At 74.3% G+C, this 14,219-nt stretch carries 12 protein-coding genes; 4 read left to right on the top strand and 8 right to left on the bottom strand.

Going from position 1 to position 14,219, the window contains the following annotated elements:
* Window positions 1–73: 73 nt before the first annotated feature.
* Entirely contained in the window at window positions 74–733 is a 660-nt protein-coding gene (locus tag CLV92_RS13170) for a hypothetical protein (protein ID WP_104433303.1), read from the bottom strand.
* 254 nt (window positions 734–987) lie between these two features.
* On the opposite strand from CLV92_RS13170, the gene CLV92_RS13165 reads away from it, so the two are divergent.
* The gene (locus tag CLV92_RS13165) at window positions 988–1,623 is read left to right on the top strand and encodes a DUF2867 domain-containing protein (protein ID WP_104433541.1); all 636 of its coding nucleotides are present in this window, start codon (window positions 988–990) and stop codon (window positions 1,621–1,623) included.
* Window positions 1,624–2,013: 390 nt separating this feature from the next.
* Here CLV92_RS13165 and CLV92_RS13160 read toward each other — a convergent pair whose 3' ends face one another.
* Entirely contained in the window at window positions 2,014–2,592 is a 579-nt protein-coding gene (locus CLV92_RS13160) for a TerD family protein (RefSeq protein ID WP_104433301.1), read from the bottom strand.
* Window positions 2,593–2,714: 122 nt separating this feature from the next.
* Window positions 2,715–3,560 (bottom strand): aldo/keto reductase, encoded by an 846-nt coding sequence (locus CLV92_RS13155; protein WP_104433299.1) that lies wholly within the window; start codon window positions 3,558–3,560, stop codon window positions 2,715–2,717.
* A 126-nt stretch (window positions 3,561–3,686) separates the two neighbouring features.
* Between CLV92_RS13155 and CLV92_RS13150 the strand changes: the two genes are divergently transcribed.
* The gene (locus CLV92_RS13150; protein ID WP_104433298.1) at window positions 3,687–5,729 is read left to right on the top strand and encodes a M13 family metallopeptidase; all 2,043 of its coding nucleotides are present in this window, start codon (window positions 3,687–3,689) and stop codon (window positions 5,727–5,729) included.
* 82 nt (window positions 5,730–5,811) lie between these two features.
* On the opposite strand, the gene CLV92_RS13145 is transcribed toward CLV92_RS13150, so the two are convergent.
* The 3 genes from CLV92_RS13145 to CLV92_RS13135 all read right to left on the bottom strand — a co-directional run bounded on the left by CLV92_RS13145 (window position 5,812) and on the right by CLV92_RS13135 (window position 9,232).
* Window positions 5,812–6,063: a hypothetical protein gene (locus tag CLV92_RS13145; protein ID WP_104433297.1), complete on the bottom strand. Its 252-nt coding sequence runs from the start codon at window positions 6,061–6,063 to the stop codon at window positions 5,812–5,814.
* Between the two features lie 184 nt (window positions 6,064–6,247).
* Complete coding sequence (locus CLV92_RS13140) at window positions 6,248–8,824, bottom strand: putative bifunctional diguanylate cyclase/phosphodiesterase (RefSeq protein ID WP_104433296.1); 2,577 nt, start codon at window positions 8,822–8,824, stop codon at window positions 6,248–6,250.
* 126 nt (window positions 8,825–8,950) lie between these two features.
* Complete coding sequence (locus CLV92_RS13135; protein WP_104433295.1) at window positions 8,951–9,232, bottom strand: hypothetical protein; 282 nt, start codon at window positions 9,230–9,232, stop codon at window positions 8,951–8,953.
* A 402-nt stretch (window positions 9,233–9,634) separates the two neighbouring features.
* Here CLV92_RS13135 and CLV92_RS13130 point away from each other — a divergent pair, with 402 nt between their 5' ends.
* Complete coding sequence (locus tag CLV92_RS13130; RefSeq protein ID WP_104433294.1) at window positions 9,635–11,947, top strand: putative bifunctional diguanylate cyclase/phosphodiesterase; 2,313 nt, start codon at window positions 9,635–9,637, stop codon at window positions 11,945–11,947.
* A 44-nt stretch (window positions 11,948–11,991) separates the two neighbouring features.
* Here the strand turns inward: CLV92_RS13130 and CLV92_RS13125 are convergent, their stop codons facing one another.
* Window positions 11,992–12,561, bottom strand: coding sequence for a hypothetical protein (locus CLV92_RS13125; protein WP_104433293.1), 570 nt, complete (start codon window positions 12,559–12,561; stop codon window positions 11,992–11,994).
* 264 nt (window positions 12,562–12,825) lie between these two features.
* Between CLV92_RS13125 and CLV92_RS13120 the strand changes: the two genes are divergently transcribed.
* Window positions 12,826–13,806 carry a 3'-5' exonuclease family protein gene (locus CLV92_RS13120; RefSeq protein WP_104433292.1) on the top strand — a complete coding sequence of 327 codons (981 nt, stop codon included), beginning with the start codon at window positions 12,826–12,828 and terminating at the stop codon, window positions 13,804–13,806.
* A 63-nt stretch (window positions 13,807–13,869) separates the two neighbouring features.
* On the opposite strand, the gene CLV92_RS13115 is transcribed toward CLV92_RS13120, so the two are convergent.
* Complete coding sequence (locus tag CLV92_RS13115; RefSeq protein ID WP_104433291.1) at window positions 13,870–14,205, bottom strand: bifunctional 3-phenylpropionate/cinnamic acid dioxygenase ferredoxin subunit; 336 nt, start codon at window positions 14,203–14,205, stop codon at window positions 13,870–13,872.
* Window positions 14,206–14,219: the final 14 nt, after the last annotated feature.

The raw sequence follows: 14,219 nt of genomic DNA, 5'->3' as shown, positions 1-14,219 counted from the left end.
GAAGCCTGCCAGTGAGCCTCCCCGGGGCCCGGCACTCCCGGGCCCCGGCAGCTCCCCCTCCTGCGCGCCGGCCTCAGTGGAAGTGGACGCGTACCAGGCTCTCCCCCGGCGAGGGCGTGTCGCTCGCGTCGCGGCTGTCCGGGTAGGACTCCGGTGCCCGTGACTTCGTGTTGCTGATCACGTGCACGTCCACGGTGATGCGATCCCTGCGGTAGGCCCTGCGGAGGGAGTGGCCGGGCTCGTCGGCCATCGTGGCGGGCAGGTCGGTCGTGGGCTCCTGCAGGTAGCCGTGACGGCTCAGCACCGACTCGTACGCGGCGACCGCGTCCTCCGGTGACGCGGCGACGCTGTAGTTGACGCTCACGCCCGGGCGCTCCCCGAAGAAGGGGCCGCTGGTGCTGCTCCGGTGCAGCTGCCTCCACCCGGCAGGCGCACCCGCTTCCTCCTGCACGGACAGCAGGTGCGACTCCGACGGGCCTGCGTTGCCGGCAGCGATCGCACTGAAGATCCCAGCCGCTGTCGCGATCAGTGCGGCAACGGCCAACGCCACCCGCCACGGGTGCACGAACGCGAGCACGAGGGCCGGAAGAGCCGCAGGCAGCAGGGCGAGGGTCAGGTCGTATCCGCCGTTGCGGTTGCCCGCCACGTTCCCGATCGCCGAGATCAGCACCAGGAACCAGGCGGTGACCGCGAAGAGGGCCAGGAAGACGGCCCACGCCGCGATGACAGCCACGCGCCGCTTCCTGGTGCTCCGCTCCGCGGTCCGGTGTCGACCCCGATCAGGGGACGCCGCCTCAGGGAGCTGGATCACCTCTGCGGTATCGGCATGCCGGAGGGGGCCGCCGACGCCGTTCCGGTCCGTCCACCCGTTCGGTCGCCCCCGTACGCCGCGTGGCGTACGCCCGGGGACCGCCGGGGCGACGACCGCCGGCGGCCACCGGAACAGGATCGGGTCGTCGAGCTGTCGGAGAGGAAGTGGTGATGGTGATGAGGCTGCCGGACACCGAGCACGCCGCGCATTCCTGGCGGATCCACGAGGTGGTGCCCGACTTCGTCCTGGAGGACGTCTGGGAGCTTCCCGCGGTCGGTGGCCGGGAGGAGCTGCCCCTGCTGGTGTCGACGATGGTGGCGGGGACGTTCCCCGCGAACGCCCCGCTCGCCGTCCGCTTCCTGTGGGAGTTCCGGGAGCAGCTCGGCCGGCTGCTGGGCTGGGACGCGCCCGCCCACGGACTGGGCGCCGGCGCGACCTCGCTGCGGGAGCGGCTGCCCGCCGACCTGCGGGGCACCGCGTCCGAGCCCGGGCGGGACGCTCTCTTCCATCCGCTGTACCAGCTGGCGGACGAGTGGGCGGGGGAGATCGCGAACCGGACGGTGCACGCGGTGATGCACCTGGGGTGGGTCGCGGAGGGTGGGGGCCGGTTCCGCGGCCGCATGGCGGTCCTCGTGCGGCCGAACGGCCGGCTCGGCACCGCCTACATGGCGGCGATCCGGCCGTTCAGGCTGTTCCTCGTGTATCCGGCGCTGCTGCGAGGCGTCGAGCGCGACTGGCAGGCGGCGCGCCGGGGTGGGATCCACGAGCACGGCGGTGCACCGGGATCGACGGCGCAGCACCCGAGGACGTGACCGGGGCTCACGCACTGACCGCGGCATGGACGTGCTCGCACCTCGGTGGACAGGCGCATGCACGAGAACGCGGGGATGGCCGGGACGTCCGTCAGGTCATCGCAGGGAGCTGCGCTCGTCGATCGTGTGGACGGGGTCGCCGAGGAAGACACCGGCGGCGACCGGGGCGTGGGCGAGGTTGAGGACGTGCTGCTCAGCGGGAACGCGACAGGGGTGGCGTTGCGCTCCGTCGCTGCGGGACCGCCGCGTGAGTGCTTGGTCCAGCTCGTGCGGACCCACTGCGCGATGACCTCCACGTCACCATCCTGCCTCGCCGGCCCCCGCGACGAGGTGGTCCGGCGGGGTGCGCTCGTGGTCCCGGGGACTGGTTCCGCAGCGTGCGCGACGGCCCTACTCCACGTCGACGCCGAAGTCGCCGGCGATCCCGCGCAGCCCGGTGGCGTAGCCGGCGCCGACCGCCCGGAACTTCCACTCTTCGCCGCGGCGGTACACCTCGCCGAACACCATGGCGGTCTCCGTCGAGGCGTCCTCGGTGAGGTCGAAGCGGACCAGCTCCTCGCCGTCGTCGGCGTTGACGACCCGGATGAAGGCGTTGTGGATCTGGCCGAAGTTCTGCCGCCGCGCGTCGGCGTCGTGGATGGACACCGCGAAGACGATGCGCCCGCAGGTGACCGGCACCTGGGACAGGTCCACGTCGACGACCTCGTCGTCCCCCTCGCCCTCACCCGTGCGGTTGTCGCCGGTGTGGACGACGGAGCCGTCGGGGCTGGTGAGGTTGTTGTAGAAGACGAAGTGCGCGTCGGAGAGGACCTTGCCGTCACCGCCGAGCATGAGGGCGGAGGCGTCCAGGTCGAACGCCTGCCCCGTGGTGGTGCGCACGTCCCAGCCGAGGCCGACGCTGACGGCCCGCAGGTCCGGGGCGGCCTTCGACAGCGAGACGTTGCCGCCCTTGGCGAGGCTGACTCCCATGTGCTGCTCCTCCTGCCGTTGCGGCCCCCACCGGTGCGGGCCGGCCGGGCACGACGCTAGCCGAGCGCCCGTGCGGGCGCGGGGCGAGGTCGGGTGCACCCGCCGCGCCGGTGGGGCCGCGGTCAGTACTCCTCGAAGGTGGCCGGGTCCTGGTCGTGGATGCGCTCCCCGGACGCCAGGGAGGCCACGGCGGACAGCGCCCCGGCGTCGAGCACCACCTGCGCGGCGGCGAGGTTCTGCCGCAGCAGGTCCGGCTCGAACGCGGCCGGGAACGTCACGACGCCGCAGTGCAGGTGCCAGGCCAGCACCACCTGCGCGGGCGTCACGTCGAGACGTTCCGCGGTGCGGACGAGGGCGGGCTCGTCGAGCAGGCCCTCCCCGGCCGCCAGCGGTGACCAGGCCTCCGTGACGATGCCCCGCCGGGCGTTGTCGGCGCGCTGCTCCTCCTGCGGCAGGCGCGGGTGCATCTCGATCTGGTTGACGGCGGGGACGGTGCCCGACTCCGCCCGCAGCCGGTCGAGGTGCTCGGGGAGGAAGTTGGAGACGCCGATGGCGCGGGTGAGGCCCTCGGCGCGCAGCTCCTCCATGGCGTGCCAGGACTCCACGTAGCGGTCCAGGCGGGGCAGCGGCCAGTGCACGAGGAAGAGGTCGACGTGGTCCAGGCCGAGCCGGTCGAGGCTGGCGTGCAGGGCGTCCTTCGCCTCGGCGTGGCCCTGCTCGGCGCCGCGCAGCTTCGTCGAGACGAACACCTCCTCGCGGGGGAGGCCGGAGTCCGCGATGCCCTGCCCGACGCCGCGCTCGTTGCCGTAGCGGGAGGCGGTGTCGATGAGCCGGTAGCCGAGCTCCAGCGCCTGCGCGACGGTGCGGCGGATCTCGGCGTCCCCGGCGCGGGCGGTGCCGAGGCCGAGCTGCGGGACGGTGGCGCCGGTGTTGAGGGTGGCGGTGGGCACCGCGGCGGGTGCGCTCATGCGGATTCTCCGTTCGCGGGGAGGCGGCACCGCCCACCTTGGGCGGGAAAGCGGTTCCTCGCAACCGTCCTCCGGCGGCGGCGCGCTCCCCGGGAACGGCGCGGATGATCCACCTATGCTCGGGGAATGACCTCCGGCACCGACCTGACCGGCAGCGACACCTCCACCTCTGGTGCCACCACCCCCGGCGCCTCGGCCGCTCGCGCGTCGGGCTCGCGCACCTCCGGCATCGACCCCTCCGCGATCGACCCGGCCGTCCGCCCGCAGGACGACCTGTTCCGCCACGTCAACGGCGCCTGGCTGGCGAGCGCGGAGATCCCCGCCGACCGCGCCCTCGACGGTGCGTTCATCCGCCTGCGGGACGAGTCCGAGGAGCAGGTCCGCGCCATCGTCGAGGAGGTGTCGGCGGACCCCTCCGCCGAGGGTGAGGCCCGCGCCATCGGCGACCTGTACGCCAGCTTCATGGACGTCGACGCCGTCGAGGCCCTGGGCGCGTCCCCGCTGGAGCAGGAGCTGGCGCTGGCGGCGGCCGTGGCGGACGTCGACGGGCTGGTCCGCGCCTGGGGGCGGCTGCTGCGCCAGGGCGTCAACGGCCCCTTCGCCTTCTACGTGGACACCGACTCCAAGCAGTCGGACCGCTACCTCGTCCACGTCACCCAGTACGGGCTGTCCCTGCCGGACGAGTCCTACTACCGCGAGGAGCAGTACGCGGAGATCCGCGCCGCCTTCCGCGACCACGTGCAGCGGATGCTGGAGCTGGCCGGCCTGCCCGACCCGGCGGGCGCGGCCGAGCGGATCCTCGCCCTGGAGACCGACGTCGCCGCCCACCACTGGGACCGGGTCAAGAACCGCGACGCGACCCTGACCTACAACCTCCTGGACCGCGCGGCGCTGGAGGAGCTGCTGCCCGCGCTGGACTGGGCGGCGTGGCTCGCGGCGGCCGGCATCGACGACGCGGCCGTCGCGGAGGTGGTCGTGCGCCAGCCGGGCTTCCTCGCCGGGCTGTCCGGCCTGCTCACCCCCGAGCGGGTGCCGCAGTGGCGGGAGTGGCTGCAGTGGCGGATCGTCCACGGGTCCGCCGCCTACCTCAGCTCCGCGTTCGTGGACGAGAACTTCGCCTTCTACGGCACGACCCTGTCGGGGGTGCCGCAGCTGCGGGAGCGCTGGAAGCGCGGCGTGGGCCTGGTCGAGGGGGCGATGGGGGAGGCGCTCGGCAAGCTCTACGTGCAGCGGCACTACCCCCCGGTCGCCAAGGCCCGCATGGACGAGCTCGTGGCCAACCTCGTCGAGGCCTACCGGCAGGACATCCAGGCCCTGGACTGGATGACGGAGGAGACGAAGGCGCGGGCGCTGGAGAAGCTCGGCAAGTTCACCCCGAAGGTCGGCCACCCCGTGAAGTGGCGCGACTACTCCGGCCTCGTCGTCGAGCGCGACGACCTCCTCGGCAACGTCCGCCGCTCCAACGAGTTCGACCTGCGCCACGAGCTGGGCAAGCTCGGCGGCCCCGTCGACCGCGACGAGTGGTTCATGACGCCGCAGACGGTCAACGCCTACTACAACCCCGGCATGAACGAGATCGTCTTTCCCGCGGCGATCCTGCGCCCGCCGTTCTTCGACCCCGACGCGGACGACGCCGCCAACTACGGCGGCATCGGTGCGGTCATCGGCCACGAGATCGGCCACGGCTTCGACGACCAGGGGGCGAAGTACGACGGCGACGGCAACCTGCGCGACTGGTGGACCGACGCCGACCGCGAGGAGTTCGGCAAGCGCACCGCGGCGCTGATCGCGCAGTTCGACGCCCTGGAGCCGGAGGAGCTGCCCGGCCAGCGCGTCAACGGCGCGCTGACGGTCGGGGAGAACATCGGCGACCTGGGCGGCCTGACCATCGCGCACAAGGCCTACCTGCTCTCCCTCGACGGGAAGGAGGCCCCGGTCCTCGACGGCCTGACCGGTGAGCAGCGGCTGTTCTTCGGCTGGGCCGCGGTGTGGCGGGGCAAGGTCCGTCCGGAGGAGGCCGCCCGCCGCCTCGCGGTGGACCCGCACTCGCCGCCGGAGTTCCGCTGCAACGCGGTGGTCCGCAACCTCGACGAGTTCCACGACGCCTTCGGGGTCACCGAGGGCGACGGGCTCTGGATGGCTCCGGAGGAGCGCGTCCGCATCTGGTGAGCGGGCGGTGCGGGGGCCGGGTCCGCGTGTCGGACCCGGCCCCCGCGCCTGCCGCGGGCCGTGCGCCTGCCGGCGGAGGTCGTCAGCTGCTGTAGAGCGTGGCGGCGCTGACCAGGGGGAGCCCGAGCGCCTGCACTGCGTCCTCGTGCCCGTCGCGCACCGCGCGGCGGTACTGCTCCAGTTGCCGGCGCGCCGCCGCGTGGGCGGTGCCGGCCCGCAGGGGGAGCACGCAGCGCCAGTCGCGCAGCCGCTCCTCCAGGGCCGCGGCCGCCTCGTCGATGACGTGCCGCGCCACCGGCGACTGCTCCTCGAGGTGCGCTTCGTTGCCGATCATCTCGTCCCTCCCCTTGCTGAGTTCGTCGCTGGTGCGACCGAGGGGACGGTGGTCTCGACCCGCGCCCTCGCACCGCACACGGTAGGCCGAGGATCGCAAGATGTCTCAATCCTTGCAAGATTTTTCTAGGTGGCGTCACCGCCTTGCGCGAGTCGGCACTCTGCGGTGCCGCGCCGTCACCCGCTCAGGCGGGACCCTCCATCATCAGGACGCGGAACGGCCCCGCGGCGTCGACGTCCTCCGCGGGCAGCGGCCTGCCCACGTAGTAGCCCTGGATGACGTCGCAGCCGTAGTCGCGCAGCTGGTCCAGCGTCTCCGCGTTCTCCACACCCTCCGCGACGATCCGCAGGTCCAGGCTGCGGCCCAGCCCGACGATGCTGCGGACCAGGATCGCGCTGGCCTGCGCCTCCCGCGGCAGGGACAGCCCGCGCACGAACGAGCGGTCGATCTTGAGCTCCCGCACGGGCAGCCGCTGCAGGTACGACAGGCTGGAGTGCCCGGTGCCGAAGTCGTCCAGCGACAGCGTCACCCCGATGTCGGAGAGGCGCTGCAGGACGGGCACGGTGCGCTCCGGGTCGCCCATCACGCTGCTCTCGGTGATCTCCAGGATCAGCTTGCGCGCGGGCACCCCCGCCTCGACGATCGCCCCCGCGACGTGCTCGGGCAGCGACGTGTCGTTGATGTTGCGGGCGGACAGGTTCACCGCGACGGCGAGCTCGTAGCCCTCGTCCTGCCACGCCCGGCACTGCCGCAGGGCCTGCGAGAGCACCACCTTGGTGAGCTGGTCGATGAGGCCGGTGGACTCCGCGAGCGGGATGAAGGTGTCGGGGGTCAGGGGACCCAGCGCCGGATGGGCCCAGCGCACCAGGGCCTCCACGCTCGTCACCGCACCGCGGGCCAGGTCCAGCTTCGGCTGGTAGCGCAGGTGCAGCCCGCCCTCCTCCAGGGCGGCGTGCAGGTCGGCCAGCAGGGCGAGCCGCTCCGCCCGGCCGCGGTCCAGCGCGGGGGTGTAGACCATCACGCCCGTGCCCGCCGTCTTGCCGGCGTACATGGCGGTGTCCGCGTGGCGCAGCAGGTCGGTGTGGCTCTCGCCCGGCGCCGCGACGGCGACGCCCAGGCTCGCGTCCGTGCTCACACTCACCCCCGCCAGGTCGACGGGGGTGCGCAGGGCCCGCTCGACGCGGTGGGCGACCGCCAGCGCGTCGGCCTGGATGTCGGCGCCCGCCTCCGACGGCAGCAGCAGCGCGAACTCGTCGCCGCCGAGGCGGGCCACGGTCGCCTCGGGTCGCACCGTCTCCCGCAGCCGCCGGGCGACCACCCGCAGGAGCTGGTCGCCGACGTGGTGGCCCAGCGCGTCGTTGACCTCCTTGAAGCGGTTGAGGTCGAGCAGCACGACGGCCGCACCCCGCTCGGAGCCCAGGGCCTCGGAGAGGCGCTCGCCGAGCATGGTGCGGTTGGGCAGGCCCGTCAGGGCGTCGTGGGTGGCCTCGTAGCGCAGCTGCTGCATGAGGCGGCGGCTGTGGACCGCGACGGCCAGGTGGCCGGCCAGCGCCTGCAGCAGGGCCAGGTCGTCGGGCGTGAAGGTGATCGTGTCGCCGAGCCGGTCGAGGGCCACGAGCACGCCGGCGGTCTCCGACCTGGACAGGGGCACCACGAGGGCGTCACGTGCGCCGCGCTGGCGCAGCCACCGCTGCTGACCCGGCGTGCCGCCGCGCTCGCCGAGGAGGAGCGCTTCCCCGCCCTGCCGGGCGTGGAGCGAGGGCCAGTCCAGGGCGACCTCCTCGCCCGACTCGATGGTCACCCGGTGGGCCTCGTCCACGCTGATGCGGGTGGCCGTGGAGGGGTCGTCGTCGTGGAGGGTCAGCTCGACGTGCGCGGCGCGCACGAGGGTGCGGACGTGCGTGAGCAGCCGCTCGGCGACCTCCTCGACCGTGCCGGAGATCTCGCCCTGTTCGATGAACTCCTGCACCAGGACCAGGGAGGAGTGCCGTCGCCGCAGGATGAGGTAGCCGCGGTAGATCACGGCCGTCACGGCCACGAACGCCAGCAGGAGCGCGGTGCCCAGGGCTCCGGCGCTCAGGAGCACGGTGCCGATGAAGGCGACGGTGCAGTTCAGCGCGACGAACGCACTGGCGGGGATCAGCGCCCCCGCGATCTCCTCCTTGCTCACCATGCCCTGGTTGATGGTGATCACCAGCAGGACGAGCCCGCTCATCAGCAGGTCGACGATCGCGAGGCTGACGTAGCACCACAGCGCCGTCTGCAGGTCGAGGGCGGCACCGTCGCCGACCAACCGGTGGGCGATCGTGATGATGAGCGCCGACTCAAGCAGGTACGCCGCGCTGTTGTAGGTGAACTTCAGCGGGGACGCCCGCTGCAGGGCGAAGGCGATGGTCGTCGCGACGAGGCGGCCGACGATCAGCGCCAGGGGCGGCAGGTAGAGCAGCCCCACGATCATCGGGATGCCGGAGAGCGAGAAGGCGTAGGCCTGGCGTCGGATCTCCACGAGCGCCTGGGCCAGCTCGGTGACGAAGAAGGCCACGAACAGTGCCGCGGTGGCCACGAGCAGTGCCGTCCCGCTGGGGGCGGTGAGGAGGGGGGTTTCCGGGACCTGCAGCGTGAGCGCGATCCCGGCCGCGGCGAGGACGGCGGTCAGCGCCGAGGTGAGCACGGGTGGGCTGAGCAGCCGGAAGCCCGGCTGCCGGGTCGTCCGGGCAGGAGGAGGCTGTCCCCCCTGGGACGACGTCGGTGCCCCGCTCATCGCGCCCCCGCTTCGAGAACTCCTGGAGTCCCACTGGAGGGCGCCCCGCGCGCGATGTGCACGTGGGGCGCCCGTGAGGTACCAGTCTGGCCCGTAAGCCAGCTTTCGTCACACTCTGCTGGGGACTCAGTCGCCCTGAGTGTCGACGGCCATCCAGCGGGCCTGGGTCTCGACGCCCATCCAGCGGGCCTGGGTCTCGGTGCCCATCCAGCGGGCCTCGGTGCCCATCCAGCGGGCCTCGGTGCCCATCCAGCGGGCCTCGACGGTGGTGCCCTTGCCCATCCAGCGGGCCTTCGTGTCCGCGGCGGCGCTGCCGGCGGTGGCGAGCGGGGCGGCGAGCACGGCCGCACCGAGGGTGAGGGCGGCGAGACGGCGGGGGCCCTTCCAGCTGATGCCTCGGTGCGACATGGTGTTCTCCCTTACTCAGTGTTCCGGATGCTGACCTGACGTAGTCATCGGCCCATCGGGGCGATTTCCAAACCCCCCAGTTCGTCGTGTCACCCGATCGGCCCCTCGACACCTCACGCCGGTAGCTGTACGTGACCGCGTAGGGTGACGAGAGCCCCGAGCCACCCGGCGGCCCCGCCGATGGTCGCGCTGCGTCACGAAGCCCCGGCGCGCGGCGGACGGGTGATGATCGCTGAGCCGCGAGGGTGACGCCCCGGCCTCCCCTGTCAGGCTTCCACCGGGGCGGTCGAACACCTGACCATGGAATCGATCAGGGACGGGCGTCCCAGCGGCGGGCCGATGGGCCCCCCGGTGGCGGCGGAGCCGCGCGGGGCCGCGGCGGGCACGGGACGGAGGACGTGGATGCGCACGACGCTGTCCCGGGCCGTCTCCTCGGCCCAGTCGGCGGCGGACGCGCACCCGCGCCGGATGGTCCTCCTGCTGCTGACCGGCTGCACCGCCCTGGTCGTGCTCCCGCTGGTGCCGGCCACCCAGGCCCTGACCCCGCTGCTCGTGCTGCTCGCCGCCGTCTTCGCGCTCGGGGGCCTCGTGGGCGGCATCCAGCTGCACCGGCCCCGCGTGCGCGGCGGCTGGCAGCGCATCGCGCTCGCCATGGTCCTCTTCCTGGCGGGGATCCTGATCCGGCCCTGGAGCCTCGCGCAGGACGGCCCCGTGCACTACCTGGGCGACGTCTTCAGCCTCAGCGGCTACGCGGCCCTGATCTGCGGGCTGGCGAAGCTGGCCCGCGCGCACGGCGGCCTGCGCCGGGAGGTCCTCTGCGACGGCCTCGTCCTCACCGTCGCCGGTGCCCTCGCCGCCCTCTCCCACCTCGTGGTGCCCACGGCCGCCATCTCCGGGCGCCCCGCGCTGACGAGCGTGCTCGCCGGGATCTACCCGCTCGTCGACGTCGTCGTCCTCGCCCTCGTGCTCGACCTGCTGCTGTCCGCCCGGCCCCGCACCAGCCACCGGCTCCTCGGTGCGGCCATGGGTGCGATGTTCGTCGGCGACCTCGCCTACGCGATCATGGGGACGACCGGCCGGCTGGTCGGGCCGCCCGTCATCGACGCCCCCTTCGCCGTGGGCTTCGTGCTCGTGGGGGCCGCCGGGCTGCACCCCTCCCTGGCCGACCGGCAGTTGCCCGGCCCCCGAACCGACGGCAGCCCCGTGCAGGCGTGGTCGCCGCGGCGGCTGACGCTGCTGTGCGTCTCCCTCGCCGGGCTGATCGCCGCCGTCAGCGTGCCCGGCCCCGACGCGGAGCTGCACCGCGCGGCCGCCACCCTGGCCCTGGCCCTCGTCTTCGGCCTCCTCCTCGTCCGGGGGGTCTCCGCGGTCAACGGCCACGCCCGGGCCCGGGCCGTGCTGCTGCGGCGCGCCACCCACGACGCGCTGACGGACCTGCCCGACCGCGCGGAGGTGCAGCGCCTCCTCGACGCCCAGCCCGTCGGCGCGGAGCAGGCGCCGCTGTGGGTGGCCTTCCTGGACCTCGACGGGTTCAAGCGCGTCAACGACGCCTTCGGCCACCACTCCGGCGACGAGCTCATCCGCCGCACCGCGGAGCGCCTGCGGCCGCTGGCCCCGGCGGGCGCCGTCCTCGGACGCCTCGCCGGTGACGAGTTCGTGCTCGGCCTGCGCGGTGGTGAGGAGGAGGTCCGCGACCTCGCCGAGAAGCTGCTGGCCGCGGTCTCCGCACCCGTCCAGCTGCCCGTCGCGGAGGTCGTGGTCTCCGCCTCCGCGGGCATCGCGCCGGTGGTGGAGGGCGCGGTCGCCGCCCTGCGCGACGCCGACGCGGCGATGCAGCGGGCCAAGGCCGCCGGGCGCAACCGCGTCGCGGTCTTCGACGAGTCGATGCGCCGGGACACCGCCGAGGACGTGGAGCTGGAGCGCGACCTGCGCCAGGCCGTGGGCGAGCTGGCGCTGGAGGTGGCCTACCAGCCGATCGTGGACATCGGCACGCAGCGCCCGGCGGGCGTGGAGGCGCTGCTGCGCTGGACCCGGCCCGGCTGCGGGCCCGTCTCCCCGGTGCGCTTCGTGCCGCTGCTGGAGGACACCGGCCTCATCACCGTCGTCGGCCTGCAGGTGCTGCGCGAGGCCGTCGAGCAGCTCGCCCGCTGGCGGGCCGAGGGCGTGGTCGGCACCTCGTTCGTGATGTCGGTCAACGTCTCGCCCCAGCAACTGCTGGACCGGGCCTTCCCCATGGCCGTCGGCCACATCCTGCGCGATGCGCGCGTGGAGGGCTCCGCGCTCCTCCTGGAGATCACCGAGTCCTCGATGCTGCACGAGGACGAGGGCACGCTGCAGGTCCTGCACGACCTGCGCAGCCTCGGCGTGGGCCTGGCCGTCGACGACTTCGGCACCGGCTACTCCGCGCTGAGCTACCTGCGCCGCTTCCCCGTGACCCGGGTGAAGGTGGACCGCAGCTTCATCCGCGGCCTGTGCAGCGACCCCTCGGACGAGGCGCTGGTGCGGGCGGCGGAGGCCATGAGCCGCGCGCTGAGCCTGGCGATGACCGCCGAGGGCGTGGAGACGGAGGAGCAGCGGCTGGCGCTGCAGGCGATGGGCGTCCGTCACGGCCAGGGCTGGCTGTGGGGCAAGGCCGAACCCGCGCTCGTCTGCGCCGCAGTGCTGCGCTCTGCCGGTAGGGACGGGTCCTGGGGGGTCGTGGAGACCACGGCCTGACGGGCAGGGCCTGACGGGCAGGAGCCGGGCCGGCCGCGCGCCGATCAGCCGCGGTGGGGAACCGGGAACTCGTGCGCCCAGTAGACCTGCTCGTCCAGTCGCAGCGCCCGGGTGGAGCCCAGCTCCGCGAGGAGAGTGCCGATGGCCCGGGGCAGCCCGAGGTCCTCGTTGTGCCGGCAGACGTCCACCGCGACCACGCCACCCTCGGCCACGGCGGGACGGCAGATCTCCGCCACGAGCGCGGCGAAGGCGCCGCTGCTGCCCCGGTAGCGGCGCTCGACCCCCACGAAGCCGACGTAGTGGATGCGGCGGTGGGCGTGCTCCTCCGGCCAGCGCCGCGCGAAGTACGGCTCTGAGACGAGCGGCATCGCGGCGAGGTCGGTCGTGACGCTGGCGATGCCGCAGAGGCGACCGGAGTCGGGGCAGTGCGCCAGCAGCTTGCGCACTCGCGCATCCGCGGCCACCTGGCCGAACTCCCCCTCCGTCATGAGGTGCCGCTGGGCGGCCAGCACCTCCAGGCGGGAGAAGGCGCTCCGGTAGAGCTCCCAGGCCGCAGCGGTGTCCTCTTCTCCGAGGGCGTCGGTGGTGCGGACGTCCGTGGTGAGCGCGGGCACCTCCAGAACGTATCGGTGGGCGCTCGCACCGGCGATCCGTCCGGTGGACCGCGGGCGATCCGTCCGGTGGACCACGGGCGATCCGTCCGGTGGACCGCGGGGACCCGGGTGTCGCTCAGCGCCCGCGGGGGACACCCGGGTGGTCCAGCTCCCCGCGCGGCACCGCGCCGGTGTCGGGGGGCGGGCGTAGCGTCGGCGTCGTCGGGTAGGGGGCCGTCGACCGTCGGACCCCGCACCGGGACCACCGCACCACGGAGGTGCACGATGGACAGCGCTGCAGACTTCCTCGCCACGCAGGCACCGGGCGCGCCCGCCCGGCCGTGGCTGCTGGCGGCCGACGTCGGGGTGGCGCTCGGCAGCCGGGAGGCCCGCACCGGCCGGGTGCTGCTCAACGCCGGTGGGACGGCGCGCTGGTGGGGCGGGGAGCCGCACGAGGACGCGGCCTTCCACCGTTCGCTCGAGGCCGCCGCCCACCGCTGCGGTGACGTGCTGGACGCCGCCCGCCAGGCCGCGCTCGCCGCCCTGCGCAGCGCCTTCGAGGTGCTGGAGGGCAGGGAGCCGGGGGCCGCGGTGCCGCCCGCCCCGGGAGCCGGCGGCAACCTCGGAGCCCGGGACCTCGGGGTGCGGGAGCACCTGGAGCTGGCCGCCGACCCGGCCCTCGACGCCGTGGAGCGGGCCTGGCACTGGCTGGCCGCGGAGCGGGGGCGCTCCGGCGCCGCGGCCGAGGAGGCCCGGAGGTGGGCGCTGCGGGCCGCGGCCCCCGGCGCGGCGGTGGTCCTCGACGCCGCGGCGACCGGTCCCGACGGCCTGGCCGTGGAGCTCGCGGTCGTCGACGCCGCCACCGGCGACGTGCTCCTCGACACCCTCCTCGACCCGCACGCCCCCGTCACCGGCGATCCGGCCACCACCCACGGCCTGTGCGACACCGACCTCACGGGCGCCCCGCCGCTGGCAGAGGTCCTCCCCGCGCTGCTGCGCGTCACCGACGGGCGCCCCGTGGTGGCCGCCGACGCCCCCGCGCAGCGGCGCCTGTTGCTGCGCTCGGCCGCCGCGGAGGGGCTGGACCCCGGGGGCCTGCGGCTGCCCCGGCGCTGGGAGGACCTCACCGCGCACGCCGCCGACTCGGGGGTCGTGCTGGAGCCGCACCCCGCGCCCTGCGACCGGGCCGCGCGCGTGTGCCGCCGCGAGCGGGACCTGCTGCTCGCGCTGGCCGGGCGGCGCCCCGCCGTCGGCCGCGCCGCCTGAGCCCCCGGTCCCCGCCGCGAACCGCCGCCGGGGCGGCGACCGCAGCGCGCCGCGGTGCCGGCGTCAGCCGCGCGGGGTCCCCACGTGGACCACGACGTCCCCGTCCACCACCGACACGGCATGGGTGCGGACCGGCTTGAACGCCGGCGGGCCGGAGGGCATCCCCGTCTCCAGGTCGAACATCGCCGAGTGCAGGGGGCACTCCACGGCGCAGTCCTCCACCCAGCCCTCCGACAGCGACGCGTCCTGGTGGGTGCACGTGTCGTCGATCGCGTACAGCTCGCCGTCGACGTTGAACACCGTCACGGGCACGGCGAGGTCCAGCCGGACGACCTCGCCGGGGGGCAGGTCCGTCAGCGCGCAGGCGACGACGTCGTGGGGCTGCTCGGGCAGCGACATGGGGTTCCTCTCGC

The organism is Kineococcus xinjiangensis (assembly GCF_002934625.1).
In the GTDB taxonomy this organism is placed as follows: Bacteria; Actinomycetota; Actinomycetes; order Actinomycetales; family Kineococcaceae; genus Kineococcus_A; species Kineococcus_A xinjiangensis.
Note: the sequence above shows the minus strand (reverse complement) of the source record. Positions and strands in the feature narration are given on the sequence as shown.